Source organism: Pseudomonas sp. B1-22, assembly GCF_050474425.1.
Lineage (GTDB): Bacteria > Pseudomonadota > Gammaproteobacteria > Pseudomonadales > Pseudomonadaceae > Pseudomonas.
Genome location: NZ_JBCHVH010000001.1, coordinates 1,243,138 through 1,256,225, shown reverse-complemented (window position 1 = coordinate 1,256,225; position 13,088 = coordinate 1,243,138). Strand labels below are relative to the sequence as shown.

Genomic DNA, 13,088 nt, shown 5'->3' with positions numbered 1-13,088 from the left:
ATGAATGGACTGAAACTGCACAACGTCGAGAAGCACTACGGCGCCGCCTGCGCCGTGAAAGACGTGAACCTGCACCTGCCGCAGGGCAAGCTGGTCTGCTTCCTCGGCCCCTCGGGCTGCGGCAAGACCACGCTGCTGCGCATGATCGCCGGCCTGGAAAGCCTCAGCGGCGGCGAGATCCTCCTGGACGGCGAAGACATCAGCCAGACTCCCGCGCACCAGCGCAACTTCGGCATGGTGTTCCAGTCGCTGGCGCTGTTCCCGCACATGACCGTCGGCGAGAACATCGCCTATCCGCTGAAGCTGCGCGGTGTCGGCAAGGCCGAGCAGCAGGCGCGCGTCGCCGAGCTGCTGCAGATGATCCAGCTGCAGCAGATGGTCGACCGGCCGGTGGCCAAGCTGTCCGGCGGCCAGCGCCAGCGGGTGGCGATCGCCCGCGCCATCGCTTCGCACCCCAAGCTGCTGTTGCTCGACGAGCCGCTGTCGGCGCTGGACGCCAAGCTGCGCGAGTCGATGCAGGTGGAGATCCGCCAGCTGCAGCAGCGCCTGAACATCACCACCATCATGGTCACCCACGACCAGCGCGAGGCCATGACCATGGCCGACGTCGTGGTGGTGCTCGGTGAACACCGCGTCCAGCAGGTGGGCACGCCGATCGAGATCTACCGCAACCCGGCCAACGCCTTCGTCGCGGATTTCATCGGCTCGGGCAACATCTTCCCGGCGACCGTGCTGGGCAATGGCCGGGTCGAATTGCCTGGCGGCGCGGCATTGCATGCCGCGCATTGCCCCAGCATCCAGCCGGGGGCCAGCGTGCGCATGCTGGTGCGCCCGGAGGACCTGCAGCTGTCGACGGCGCAGGCACCGGCGGCCAATCGCCTGGACGGAACCGTGACCTTCATCCGCGACATCGGCGCGACCATCGAGACCACCGTCCAGTGTTCCGGAGTCTCCCTGACCGCCCTCAGCACGCCCTGCCAGGACATCGGCCTGCGCGTGGGCCAGGCCGTGTCGGTGACCATTCCGGAGCAAGCCTGCCGCGTACTCAGCGCCTGAGGCCACTGCTCCCGTCGATAGCTATAAAACGGCCGAAGTCATCAAGCGCTTGATCAACTCCGTCAGTTATCCATTGTCGGGTCCAGCCCCGGAGCTCCTGTCACTCGACAGGAGCTCCGGGGGACCGCATCAATTGGTGGAGGTGGTGGAATCCCCAGCCTGCGCTACCGGGTGAGCGGTGATGATCTGCAGGGTGTCCTCGTAGGTCACGTTGAGCGTCTGCCCGACCTTCAGCGCGCCCATCTTGCTGCGCAGCTTCGGATCCTCCACGGAGATGACCTTGTTGGTGCCATTCGGCCCTTCGAAGGTGAGCTCGTGCTTCTTCAGGTTGATGTTGATGATCTTCAGCTGCACGCGCGCCATGCGGAAGGCATCGCCACCCGGATGCGGGTTGCTCGGCGTGGCCAGGGCAATGCCCTCTTCCGTGAAACCACCCAGCGCCTGGGTCTGAACCTGGGTATCCAGATCGAACGCAGCCGAATGCACGACCAGCGCCGCGATGTGGTCACCCGCCTTCAGATGCCCAAGGTCCTGGGCCACATCGGTGACCTGGACGGTAACGGGCTTGCCCGCTACGCCCTCGACGACGACGCGACGATCCGTGGCATCGACGGAAATGACCTTGGTCACGATCTCGTCGGACTCGACGGTCACGCCCAGCGGAATATCGGCGGCCATCACCGGAGCGGCGATTGCCAGGGCCAGGGCGCCGATCATCGGCAGAGATTTGAGGAGATGCATGGTTGAACCCTCCTTGGGCTCGGTACGGTGGGATTCCTGGGACAGCAGGCAATCCCGCCGCCGTCCTGGCGGGGGATTGCCGAGGGTGCTGCAGAGCTGAAGGCTATTTGACCAACTCGATTTCGCTCGGACGCCACTGCTTGGTGAAGAACGGCTCGAGCGGACTGTACAGACGCAGGATGACGAACCAGCCCTTGCCCGGCATGGTCTGGATCCAGTTGCCACGCGCCACGCCCTTGGGCTGCTCCGGCGCGAAGTAGACCGTGGTGGAACCATCGGCGCCGGCTTCTGCGGCGGGCGACGGATAGCTCTGGCTGCCGGCACGCGGGAAGCGCTGCGGCGTTTCCAGCATCGAACGGGTCATGTTGTCGTAGGCGGTCAGCGACCAGAAGTTCGCCTCGGGAATCCCCTTGGGCAGGGTCACCTTGTAGGTCTTGCCGCCATCGAAATGCTGCTTGTCGCCATCCATGGTCGCCAGCAGGTACTGCGAGCCCACACCCGGCAGGCGCATGGCCATGGCCGGCGTGATGCCGGTGATGCCGTAGAAGAAGTTGGTGCGCGCATCCATGGTGCGGTAGCCGGTGGCCGGGAAAGGTTTGACGCCCTCCTTGGTGATCATCGGGATCGGCGTCTCGAACTCGTAGCCGGTCTCGAACAGGAAGTTGAACCACGAGGATTTCGGGTAGTAGAACCAGCTCGGATCGCGCGGGCTCATGAACAGCGTGCGCGCCGTGGCGTTACCCACCGCCAGCGCTCGGGTCATGATGCCCTTCATGCGCGCGTCAGGCGCAAAGGGCTTGCCCTTGACGATACCCAGCGCGGCAATCGGCCCCATCAGCTCGGGGTCCAGCGAGGTGGCCGGCTCCTCCTGCACGATCTGGTTGAGCATCTCGAAGAAGGTCCAGTCGCTCGGCGGCACGGTGTTGACCAACTTGTCGCTGCCCTCGTGGAATACCGTGGGCGGTACCGGTGCGGGACGTCCGAGCGGGGCCTTGCCGGCCAGGAACTCGGCCAGCGAGGTGCCGACGCCGCCCGGCTCGTAGGGATAGACCTTGGTGTACTGGCGGATCGTGTCGGCGACCGGTTTCGGATCGCTGTGGTCCTTGAGGAAGGAACGGCCGAACCAGAGGACGTGATTGGTGCGGGCATGGGCCACGAAAAAGCCGCCCTGCGGCAGCGGCCCCTTGTAGTCCGGCGGCACGATCAGGTACTTGCCGCCCTGCCCCCGGTCCGGCCCCGACGCGCCTACGTCGATGACCCAGCGGAACCAGGCGTCCTGCACCACCCCCAGCAACTCGGGCGGCGCTTCCAGCACCACCGGGCCCTTGCTCAGGTCGATGGAACCCATGACGTAGACGGTGTCGGCGTTGGCCGTGAGGAACAGCGACTTGGAGTCCATCAGCTCGGAGAAGATGAGGACTTCGTTGTCCTTCACACCCAGGCTCTGCATCCCCTTGCGCAACGAGGCGATGCTGACGCCGCGCATGTTGTCCATGAAGGCGCGGTAGGCCAGGCTGAAATCGTGCTCTTCGTAAAGCTTCGCCGTCGTTTCAGCATCCGGCACGCCATCGCGGAAATTGAGCGGGCCGAAGCGGGTTTCAACGCGGTCCGGCGTCACCAGCGACGGCGGAATCGCGGCCTGCTCGGTCGCCGAGCAGGTCAGTGCGAAGGACATCCCCAGCGCACCGGCGACGCGCACGCAGTGGGTGAGCATGGATGTGTTCTTTGGGCAGGTTTGCATCGCTGTGTTCCCGTTGAATGGCAGGTTCCTGAATTCGATAGCGGAGACAGTCTCGTTTCTCAGAGACTGTCCGCTGACCGTTCTCGAATTCACTGTACGTTCTGAATCGCCCGGATCGACTTGGCCAGGTCCGAAGCCCAGGCATCCAGGACCGGCTTGGCATCCTTCGCCGTCATCACCTGGGAGGAGTTCTCCAGCTCGGTACCGGTGCCCTTGCGCACGACCTCGGCCACCAGCTTGCCGCTGCCGCCATCGAGGAAGGCCGCTTCGGTGGCAATGTCGGTGTCCATGTCACGATGCCCGGTGGCAGTAGTGATGCCCGCGACGATCAGGGCGATCGGGATCACTTCGTAGGGCTTCAGGCCCTCGGTCTTGGCGGTGACGGCAGTGATCGCCGGACGCACGACCAGGGTGCCCTGGCCAGGCTTGGAGACCACCGGCAATACCTGGGAGACCTCGCGCTTGAGCGCCTGGTCGTAGTACTGGGTAACCCCCTGCAGCGTGCTCTGCGGAACCTGCTCCGTGGCCTGGGGCTGCGGGTAGAGCTGGCTGGGCTCGAGGTACACGCTGGTGAAGCTGTTGCCGTTCAGGCCGGGTTCAACCCAGCGCATCACGTCCGCGCCGGAGGGAGACTTTTCCTCCTTCAGGATGCTGTAGTTCTTGAGGAAACCGGAATACTGGTCCGGCTCGACATACTTGCTGGCACAACCGGAGAGCACGAGAGAACTGGCGCACAAGGCAACGAGCATAAGCTTGGATTTCATTTCTTGAATCCTGTTTATGGAAATAGGGAAAGCACGGAATCGCTGACGAAACACAGCCCTATTCAACAAGAACAATCGCCTCGATGAATGCCGGGCATATTCAGGCGCGAACGCTACATCTCGAGTGCTTGAGTGCTGTCATCCAGTGCATTGCAGTTATGGGCATCCAGGCAGTAGGCCAGGTAAACGGCCTGCTTACCGCAACCACGCACACCGATGGTGTACTCGGTACGGGCATAACCAAATCGAGTCTCGATGACCTTGTTCGAAAGTATTGTCGGAGTAACGCTCGGACAATTGAGGTCGAAGGAAGCACGACTGGTTGCAGCCTTGGTGGCCGCATCCTGATTGGAAGCCAGGAACTGCTCATTGGAAACGCAAGCAACCAGACTGGCGATGGGAAGAAGAACAGCAGCGAATCGAATGCGACGCATGGGATTGACCCTCCAATGGCATACAGATCGCCCGGCGCTGAAATCGGGCCTGGCGAGACGGGTTACGCAAGAGCCGCTATAGCGTGACTAGAAGCGCCAGGTCGCGCTTGCGGCGAAAGCCTGGATCCAGGCATCGTCGAATTCGCCCGAGACGCGCTTGGGATCATTGGCCGGCAACGGCTTCTGCTGATCGATAGGCATGTCGCCCATCCACACCAGTTCGTAGCTGAAGTTGATGTCGGTATTCTTGTCCAGCGAATAGGTGAAGCCGGTCCCCAGGCGCCAGTTGTCGCTCATGGGGACGGTCAGGGTACGGTTGTGGTCGCTGACGGCAGAGCTGTCGTAGCCCAGGCCCATGTTCCACAGCCACTGCGGATCGAAGCGGTACTGGGCGCCCACCGAGGCGTGCCAGGTGTCCTTGTAGTCCGCTTCCAGGGTGGCCGAATGAGGATTGGGGCTGTCCAGGTCGATCCCGATTTCACCGAAACGCGACCAGTCCTGCCAGTTGAGGCTCGCCAGCAAGGCCCATTGCGAATCGAGCTGCTGGTAGAGACTCAGCGTCAGGGTCTGCGGGACGTTCATGTCGAGCTGGGTGTTCGCATCGAGCACACCACGGTTGCTCAGCGCGGTCGTGGCAACCGGCCCCAACCCTTCCAGATCCATGCGATCCTCGAACTTGACGTGGATCTCGCTGGTGTAGCTCAGGCCCAGCCGGGTGCCTTCCCGGGGCTCATAGATCACCCCGAGGTTGCCACCGAGGGCCCAGTCGTTGTCCTTGTACTTCATGCGCCCATCGGGGCGATCCAGGACGCCGTAGGGATCGTTGTCCACCGCCAGCTTCGAGTCGAGTGCGGCGTAGAAGGCACGTACGCCCAGGCCCACGGCCCATTGATCGTTGATGCGATAGGCCACCGAAGGCATCAGCGTCATGCCGGCAATGGTGCCGTTCTGCAGGAAGTAACGACCCTGCCAGTCGTTGTCGTAGTTGAGGCTGAGACCGAAGTCGCCGTACGCGGCAAAGCCCACCGACCAGCCGTCGTTCAGTTCCTGGGTGACGAAGAAACTCCCGCCCGGCAGCCACTCCAGCGCATTGCCGCTGTTACCGCCGTCGATGTTGGTGTCCGAGTCGGTATGGAACTCCAGGTTGCTGTGCAACAGCTGCCCGGCGGCGGTGATCTGGGTGCCTTTCAACAGCGCCATGCCCGCCACGTTGCTGGCCAGGGTGCTGGGCCCCTGGGCCCGGGCGGCGGCACCGGCGTTGGCAAGGCCAACGTTATCGGTGCCGACCTCGTACAGCATGATTCCCCCGGCCATTGCCGACACTGGCAACGCGAACAAACCCACCGCAAGGACTGGGGCAAAGGCAAACTTCATTCTTTTTATCCTTGTCCAAAACCTGTCGGACTTTTAATGAGAGCCAGCTCGATAATCTGCAAACTCTGAGCAAGGGCAGTCTCCGCCCTTGCCATTCACCCCATCGATATCAATGTCATCAACAGGGTTCTTTCAACGTGGAAACAGCAGGGTCACCGCAGCGCGGAAGCCCCACCCTTGCGCTCCGTCTTCGGGGCTATCCAGCCAGTATCTCGGCCCTGTCTGTACGGTAAGCGGCTGCCCGTCGATCTTGAACAACTGGGTAACGGTCAGGTTGACCGGCACTGACCATTCACGAGACTGCCAATCGTAGGTGGACTCGGTGTTTATGCCGTAGGTCGTATAGGTGCTGGTGGTGTACGAAAAGAAGGGTTGCAGGTACGTCTGGTTGACCTTGTCCTTATCGTCCGGCGGACTTCCGTCCATCCCCCAGATGTGATTTGCCAGCATGCCACGCGTCCAGCCGTTCGATTGTTTCAATGCGACAGCTGTCGGACCGGCCCCCCACTGCTCACTACTCAATAGTTCGTTGCTGCCAGTAGGAATCAACAGCACCGGCCCGGCACCCAGTATCCAGCCACTCTCCGTCGGGTTCTTCGGAGAAAAGAAGAAGCTCTGCGTTACATCACCGACGCCGGATTTGTCCGCAACTCCACCCGGTGCCAAACCATGCTGGTCAATGACCGGAAGAATAGTGCGGGAAATAAGATTCCACTCGTCATTCAGTGTAAATGGCAGGACCGGCTGAATATTCGTAACGCTATGCATGCCCTCGCCGGTTGGTCCCATTTTCTGGTCCCAGTTGTATTGCACCGGCAGGCTATACATGTCCGCGACAGGGTTTAATGCTTTCTTTGCCAGCTCCGCTGAGTCATCAACTTCAGCAGCCTCACCGTATATGGCCAGGATCGCGAGGAAGAATAGATAGCTTCGCAACTTTCCTTGTAGCTTCAACTCGGCACTCCCATCTTCATTGCTTCCCTGCCTTCAGAGCCACTCTTAGCCTGACAAGCTCAGAGCTCAGCGTAGCAAGAGGCTCCAGTCTTTCCACAGCAAGTCCCAAACACCTCCACTCGCTACTGAAAATCGGCGCATCGACCGGCAGAAGATATTGTTTTCCCGGGAAGCCTCCGTCTACCCGCAAAATGCAAATCCCATCCAAATCGTGCAATAGTGCAGTGCAAAGTTGCAGGGACCGCCGATGAATACTCAGACAGACAGAAAGCCACTCGATCGATACAGGGTCATCCAGACCAGCGATATCGAAGAGATGACAGCCGCGGCCCAACCTTTTTACGGTGAGCTGCATTTTTCAGTTCCCCATGACCACAAGAACTTCAAGGCCAGGGGCAATCACTGTCAACTCAATGACATTGGCATCTCGTATGTAAACTTCAGAACGGCAGTGGACCAGACTTACTACACTGCCGCGTCAACTCATTACGCAGTGCCTATTGCCATTGTCGGGGAAGGCTGGGGGGAAACGCGCGGCAAGACTGTAAGCCTTGAAGAAGGACGAGCCTTGATCGCATCACCGGGCGAACGAACCTCGCTGCACACCAGCCCCAACATTGAAGAGATTGCACTCTTGCTCGATGCCTCCGCAGTGCAGCGGAAACTCGCCGGCCTGATTGGCGCAGAAGTCAAAGGGGATATCGTCTTCGATCCGGCCCTCAACCTCGATACGCCGGCCGGTCGGCAATGGTGGAGATTGCTGTGCTTCCTCATTGGCGAGGCAGAAACGCGCGAGACCGATCTTCCCCTGACGGCCCTGAGCGAGCTTGAGCAGGCGCTCATCGTCATGTTTCTCAAGGCCAGTAGCCACAATTTCAGCCACGCACTGAACGCCCGGCGAGACATAGCTCCCCAGACGGTCCGGCTGGTAGAGGAATATATCGAGGCGCATTGGGACCAGCCCATCACGGTGGAGCAACTGGCCCTGCTCACCAATGTCAGCGTGCGCAGCTTGTTCTACTCCTTCAGGAAAAGCCGCGGTTACTCGCCAATGGGCTTCGTGAAGCAGGTACGTCTGCGCCACGCCCGCGAGATGCTCTTACGGGCTCCGCCCGGAACCACCGTGGCGGAAATCGCATCCCAATGCGGGTTCTGCAATCTTGGCAATTTCGCGATGGACTACCGCAAAGTCTTCGGAGAGCGCCCATCAAGCACATTGAAATCAAGATAAGGACGCCGCCGATAAATTCCCATCCTGTTTCCCCAGCCTGTGAGCGCACGATGACGACAGCCGCCTTCTATCCCGTGGGAACCCCCGGCCAACCCTGGGGCGAAGCCGAGCGCAACCTATGGCGCGCACGCCAGTCGCGCCAGCGCCGTTATGACGAGGATGTGCTGCCGCGCATCGAGGCGCTGTCCGAGCGTTTCGACAAAGTGGCCTACGGCCGGCTCGACTATGCCGGCGAGACCTACACCCTGTATGCCCTGCGCAGCCGCGACTGGAACGCCGCGCTGCCCGCCGCCCTGGTGACTGGCGGTGTGCACGGTTACGAAACCAGCGGCGTGATGGGCGCGCTGGGGTTCCTGGAAGAATGCGCCGCCGAGTACGCCGGCAAGGCCAACCTGCTGGTGGCACCCTGCGTGAACCCCTGGGGCTACGAGCGCATCAACCGCTGGAACCATGACGCCATCGACCCTAACCGAAACTTCCGCGCCGATGGCCCCGCCCGCGAGTCCACCGCATTGATCGAACTGCTGGCCCCGCTGCGCGGCCAGTTCCTGCTGCACATCGACCTGCACGAGACCACCGACAGCGATGCCAGCGAGTTCGTCCCGGCGCTGGCCGCGCGTGACGGCAAGGTGCACGAGCCGGAACGGGTTCCGGATGGCTTCTACCTGGTGGATGACCGCGAGAACCCGCAACCGGCGTTTCAACAGGCCATTATCGCCGCGGTCGAGCGGGTGACCCACATCGCGCCGCCGGACGACAAGGGCGAGATCATCGGCTCGCCGGTGGTCGCACGTGGCGTGATCGAATACCCCCTGGTGGAGTACGGGCTGTGCGCCTCCATCACCGGCGCGCGCTACACCACCACCACCGAGGTCTACCCGGACAGCCCGCGCACCAGCCCCCAGCGGTGCAATGAGGCACAGATAGTCGCAGTCTGCGCGGCACTGGATTACGCCCTGGCCCACGCCTGAGGCCACGCCAGCCTTCGTAGGGCGTACAACCGTTCGCGTTGTACGCCGCTACGCCCATCCCATCGCCAACCGCGAAACGGCCGGCTCATCCGGCATGCAGAACGCTTCCATCGCAATGTAGTGAACACTACAAAAATAACGTATTGCCAATTTATGAAGTGCATTATACAAATAGAGCACGCCAAGGGACGCCACCATGCTCACACTCAAAGACCGCCTGAATTCCCCCGAAGTGGACCTCACCAAAGCCGAGCGCAAGGTGCTGCGCGCCCTGCTCGACGACTACCCGCGCCTGGGCCTGGGGCCGATGTCGCGACTGGCCCGGCAGGCCGGCGTGAGCGACCCGACCATCCTGCGCCTGGTGAAGAAACTCGGGTTCGCCGGCTACAGCGATTTCCAGAATGCGCTGATGGCCGAAGTGGATGACCGCCTGCGCTCGCCGCGCACGCTGCTCGCCGGACGCCGCGAGGGGATGAGCAACAACGACACCTGGTCGAACTTCCTCAGCGATGCCAGCGAAGGCATCCAGCGCACCCTGGCGCTGACCCAGGCCGACGACATCCGCCTGCTCGGCGACTGGCTGCTCGATACGCGCACCCGCGTGTTCTGCCATGGCGGCCGCTTCAGCCGCTTCCTCGCCGGTTACCTGGTGGCGCACCTGCGCATGCTGCGCAGCGGCTGCCTGCTGCTGGACGACGGCGCCGCGCTGCCGGACCAGCTCAATGACATCGACCGTCAGGGACTGGTGGTGGTGTTCGACTACCGCCGCTACCAGGCGCAGGCGCTGGGCGTGACCAAGGTCGCCAAGGCGCGCGGCGCACGCGTGGTGCTGTTCACCGACGTGTACGACTCGCCGCTGCGCGAATTCGCCGACCTGATCGTCAGCGCCCCGGTGGAATCGCCCTCGCCCTTCGACACCCTGGTGCCCGCCACAGCCCAGGTCGAAGCCCTGATTGCCAGCCTGGTGGCGCGCATGGACGGCCACCTCGACGAACGCCTCGAAGGCATCGATCACCTGCGTGCTGCCTTCGGCAGCCACATCCTGGAGGAATAACCGTGTTCAGCCTGCCCCACCAATCGCCCCGCGACCTGCCGTTCACGCCGGGTCAGACCGCCATTCTGTTCGTCGACATGCAGAATGCCTGGGTCATCCCCGGCCGCGACGCCCACGTCGATCCGACCAAGCACCGCTACTTCTACGAGCGCGTCGAGGCCACCGTGGTGCCGAACCAGCGGCGCCTGCTGGCCGCGATGCGCGGCGTGGGCGGCGAAGTGCTGCACACCATCATCGAAAGCCTGACCGCCGACGGCCGCGACCGCTCGCTGGACCACAAGCTGTCGGACATGCACCTGCCCAAGGGTAGCCCCGACGCCCAGGTGATCGACGCCCTGGCGCCGACCGAGAACGAAATCGTCCTGCCGAAGACGTCCTCGGGCGTCTTCAACTCCACCGCCATCGACTACGTCCTGCGCAACCTGAACACCCGCCACCTGATCGTCTGCGGCGTGGTCACCGACCAGTGCGTCGACATGGCGGTGCGCGATGCCGCCGACCGCGGCTACCTCGTCACCCTGGTGGAAGACGCCTGCGCGACCCATACCCCGGAACGCCACCAGGCCTGCCTGGACGCGATCAAGGGCTACTGCTGGATCGCCGACACCGACACCGTGCTCGCACGAATCGCCGCACTGGCCTGAAGCCAGGAGAACGCCATGAGCCAGAACAATAACAATCGCGGCACGCCAATGCGTCTGACCAGCTTCGTCACCACCGACCTCTGCGGCATCACCCGCGGCCGTTCGCTTCCCGAGTCGGAAGCCGCCGATCAACTGGCCAGCGGCTGCGGCTGGGTGCCGGCCAACAGCGCGCTGACACCCCAGGACATCATCGCCGACGATAACCCCTGGGGCAGCCACGGCGACCTGCGCCTGCTCCCCGATCCGGGCAGCCGGGTACGCCTGGAAAGCGGTCCCGACCAGCAGGCGGCGCCGTTGGACTACCTGCACGGCGACCTGGTGCTGACCGACGGATCGCCCTGGCCGGTGTGCCCGCGCACCCTGCTGCGCAACGAGATTGCCCGCTACCGCCAGCTCGACCTGCAGGTCACCGCCGCCTTCGAACACGAATTCAACCTGCTCGGCCTGCCGGACCAGCACGCTGCCGCTTTCTCCCTGCAGGCCCAGCGGCAGACCGGCAACTTCGGCGGCTGGCTGATGAGTGCGCTGGAGCAGGTTGGCGCGGAGCCGGAAATGTTCCTGCCCGAGTACGGCCGCAACCAGTACGAAGTCACCTGCCGGCCGACCCAGGGCGTTGCGGCGGCGGACCGCGCGGTGAACGTACGCGAAATCACCCGCGAGATCGCCCGGCAGTTCGGCTGGCGCAGCAGCTTCACTCCCCTGCTCGCCCCCGGCGCGGTGACCAATGGCGTGCACCTGCACCTGAGCCTGCAACGCCTGGATGGCACGCCGGTGTTCTATGACGAGAGCAGCGCCACCAACCTGTCCAAGCTCGCCGAGCACTGGGCCGCGGGCGTGCTGCGTCATCTGCCCGCGCTCTGCGCCCTGACCGCGCCGACCGCCGTTTCCTACCTGCGCCTGAAGCCGCACCACTGGAGCGCCGCCTACGCCTGCCTGGGCCTGCGCAACCGCGAAGCGGCGCTGCGCATCTGCCCGGTGGTGGACATCGGCGGCAAGCCGAAAGCGCGCCAGTTCAACCTCGAATTCCGCCCCATGGATGCCACCGCCAGCCCGCACCTGGCCATGGCCGCGGTGCTGATCGCCGGCCGCCTGGGCATCGAACAGGAACTGCCGCTGTCGGCGGTGACCGACGTGGACCCGCACAGCCTCAGCGCCGCGGACCGCGAGAGGCTCGGCATCAAGGCCCTGCCCGGCTCCCTCGACGAAGCCCAGCGCCTGCTGATGGCCGACGACGAACTGTGCAACGAGCTGCCGCCGGCCCTGCTGGAAACCTACTTCGCCATGAAGCGCCAGGAACTGGCCCTGACTCGCGACCTCAGCGAAGAACAACTGTGTGAAGCCTATGCAACCTACTACTGAATCCGGTCTCTACCGGCGCCCGCCGTTCGAGATCGTCAACCCGCAAGGCACGAGCCCGGTGCTGCTGGTCTGCGAGCACGCCAGCCGTTACATCCCCGAAGCGCTGCGGCAACTGGGGCTGGACGACGAGGCGGCGCAGGAGCACATCGCCTGGGACATCGGCGCGCTGGACCTGGCGCGGGCGCTGTCGGCCCGCCTGGACGCCACGCTGCTGGTGGCCAATTACTCGCGCCTGCTGATCGACCTGAACCGGCCGCTGGCAGCGCCCGATGCCATCCCCGAGCACAGCGAGATCTACCCGATCCCCGGCAACCAGGGCCTGTCGGCCGCTGCCCGGCAGGAGCGCGAGTCGAGCCTCTTCGAACCCTTCCACCGGCAGCTCACCGAGCTGCTTGACGGACGCATCGCGGCGCAACGCACACCACGCCTCGTCGGGGTCCACAGCTTCACGCCCCGCTACCGGGGCGAGCCGCGCCCATGGGTCGCCGGCGTGCTCTTCGGCAAGGCCGAGGGCTACGCGAACCGGATCATCGACGGGCTGCGCCAATGCGGCGAGGAAATCGGCTCGAACCAACCCTATGTCATCGACCCACTGGAGGACATGACCGTCCCGGTACATGGCGACGAACGCGGCCTGGACGCCGTGCTGATCGAAATCCGCAATGACGGACTGCGGACCCCGCAAGGGGTGGAGACCTGGGCGGAACGCCTGGCTCCCTGGCTCTGAGGACCCCGCCCGGTTCGCTGCGTGCGAGGGCCGGGCAG

At 63.6% G+C, this 13,088-nt stretch carries 13 protein-coding genes; 7 read left to right on the top strand and 6 right to left on the bottom strand.

Annotation, left to right across the window (positions count from 1 at the left end):
• Complete coding sequence (locus tag ACQ5BL_RS05880; protein WP_207883369.1) at positions 1-1,056, top strand: ABC transporter ATP-binding protein; 1,056 nt, start codon at positions 1-3, stop codon at positions 1,054-1,056.
• A 129-nt stretch (positions 1,057-1,185) separates the two neighbouring features.
• On the opposite strand, the gene ACQ5BL_RS05875 is transcribed toward ACQ5BL_RS05880, so the two are convergent.
• The 6 genes from ACQ5BL_RS05875 to ACQ5BL_RS05850 form a co-directional block, all read right to left on the bottom strand.
• Complete coding sequence (locus tag ACQ5BL_RS05875; RefSeq protein WP_430292856.1) at positions 1,186-1,797, bottom strand: hypothetical protein; 612 nt, start codon at positions 1,795-1,797, stop codon at positions 1,186-1,188.
• Between the two features lie 103 nt (positions 1,798-1,900).
• Positions 1,901-3,511 (bottom strand): DUF1254 domain-containing protein, encoded by a 1,611-nt coding sequence (locus ACQ5BL_RS05870; RefSeq protein WP_243804728.1) that lies wholly within the window; start codon positions 3,509-3,511, stop codon positions 1,901-1,903.
• Positions 3,512-3,627: 116 nt separating this feature from the next.
• Complete coding sequence (locus ACQ5BL_RS05865) at positions 3,628-4,302, bottom strand: DUF3313 domain-containing protein (RefSeq protein WP_243804729.1); 675 nt, start codon at positions 4,300-4,302, stop codon at positions 3,628-3,630.
• A 113-nt stretch (positions 4,303-4,415) separates the two neighbouring features.
• Entirely contained in the window at positions 4,416-4,736 is a 321-nt protein-coding gene (locus ACQ5BL_RS05860; protein WP_207883363.1) for a hypothetical protein, read from the bottom strand.
• Between the two features lie 87 nt (positions 4,737-4,823).
• On the bottom strand, positions 4,824-6,110 hold the full coding sequence (locus ACQ5BL_RS05855) for an OmpP1/FadL family transporter (protein ID WP_279577188.1): 1,287 nt from the start codon (positions 6,108-6,110) through the stop codon (positions 4,824-4,826).
• Positions 6,111-6,242: 132 nt separating this feature from the next.
• Positions 6,243-7,019: a transporter gene (locus tag ACQ5BL_RS05850; RefSeq protein ID WP_430292876.1), complete on the bottom strand. Its 777-nt coding sequence runs from the start codon at positions 7,017-7,019 to the stop codon at positions 6,243-6,245.
• Positions 7,020-7,311: 292 nt separating this feature from the next.
• Here ACQ5BL_RS05850 and ACQ5BL_RS05845 point away from each other — a divergent pair, with 292 nt between their 5' ends.
• The 6 genes from ACQ5BL_RS05845 (at position 7,312) to ACQ5BL_RS05820 (ending at position 13,050) form a co-directional block, all read left to right on the top strand.
• On the top strand, positions 7,312-8,295 hold the full coding sequence (locus ACQ5BL_RS05845) for an AraC family transcriptional regulator (protein ID WP_243804731.1): 984 nt from the start codon (positions 7,312-7,314) through the stop codon (positions 8,293-8,295).
• A 50-nt stretch (positions 8,296-8,345) separates the two neighbouring features.
• The gene (locus ACQ5BL_RS05840; protein ID WP_243804732.1) at positions 8,346-9,266 is read left to right on the top strand and encodes a M14 family metallopeptidase; all 921 of its coding nucleotides are present in this window, start codon (positions 8,346-8,348) and stop codon (positions 9,264-9,266) included.
• 196 nt (positions 9,267-9,462) lie between these two features.
• Complete coding sequence (locus tag ACQ5BL_RS05835; RefSeq protein ID WP_207883353.1) at positions 9,463-10,320, top strand: MurR/RpiR family transcriptional regulator; 858 nt, start codon at positions 9,463-9,465, stop codon at positions 10,318-10,320.
• 2 nt (positions 10,321-10,322) lie between these two features.
• Positions 10,323-10,964: an isochorismatase family cysteine hydrolase gene (locus tag ACQ5BL_RS05830; protein WP_207883351.1), complete on the top strand. Its 642-nt coding sequence runs from the start codon at positions 10,323-10,325 to the stop codon at positions 10,962-10,964.
• Positions 10,965-10,979: 15 nt separating this feature from the next.
• Positions 10,980-12,323: a glutamine synthetase family protein gene (locus tag ACQ5BL_RS05825; protein ID WP_243804733.1), complete on the top strand. Its 1,344-nt coding sequence runs from the start codon at positions 10,980-10,982 to the stop codon at positions 12,321-12,323.
• Positions 12,307-13,050 carry an N-formylglutamate amidohydrolase gene (locus ACQ5BL_RS05820; RefSeq protein WP_243804734.1) on the top strand — a complete coding sequence of 248 codons (744 nt, stop codon included), beginning with the start codon at positions 12,307-12,309 and terminating at the stop codon, positions 13,048-13,050. The genes ACQ5BL_RS05825 and ACQ5BL_RS05820 overlap by 17 nt, the downstream gene beginning before the upstream one ends.
• The last annotated feature ends 38 nt before the right edge of the window (positions 13,051-13,088 follow it).

Bases quoted from the DNA above. Each gene is read 5' to 3' on its own strand.
- ACQ5BL_RS05820 (WP_243804734.1), top strand. From the start codon at position 12,307: ATGCAACCTACTACTGAATCCGGTCTCTACCGGCGCCCGCCGTTCGAG.
- ACQ5BL_RS05880 (WP_207883369.1), top strand. From the start codon at position 1: ATGAATGGACTGAAACTGCACAACGTCGAGAAGCACTACGGCGCCGCC.
- ACQ5BL_RS05855 (WP_279577188.1), bottom strand. From the start codon at position 6,110: ATGAAGTTTGCCTTTGCCCCAGTCCTTGCGGTGGGTTTGTTCGCGTTG.
- ACQ5BL_RS05835 (WP_207883353.1), top strand. From the start codon at position 9,463: ATGCTCACACTCAAAGACCGCCTGAATTCCCCCGAAGTGGACCTCACC.
- ACQ5BL_RS05875 (WP_430292856.1), bottom strand. From the start codon at position 1,797: ATGCATCTCCTCAAATCTCTGCCGATGATCGGCGCCCTGGCCCTGGCA.
- ACQ5BL_RS05840 (WP_243804732.1), top strand. From the start codon at position 8,346: ATGACGACAGCCGCCTTCTATCCCGTGGGAACCCCCGGCCAACCCTGG.
- ACQ5BL_RS05860 (WP_207883363.1), bottom strand. From the start codon at position 4,736: ATGCGTCGCATTCGATTCGCTGCTGTTCTTCTTCCCATCGCCAGTCTG.
- ACQ5BL_RS05870 (WP_243804728.1), bottom strand. From the start codon at position 3,511: ATGCTCACCCACTGCGTGCGCGTCGCCGGTGCGCTGGGGATGTCCTTC.
- ACQ5BL_RS05865 (WP_243804729.1), bottom strand. From the start codon at position 4,302: ATGAAATCCAAGCTTATGCTCGTTGCCTTGTGCGCCAGTTCTCTCGTG.
- ACQ5BL_RS05845 (WP_243804731.1), top strand. From the start codon at position 7,312: ATGAATACTCAGACAGACAGAAAGCCACTCGATCGATACAGGGTCATC.
- ACQ5BL_RS05825 (WP_243804733.1), top strand. From the start codon at position 10,980: ATGAGCCAGAACAATAACAATCGCGGCACGCCAATGCGTCTGACCAGC.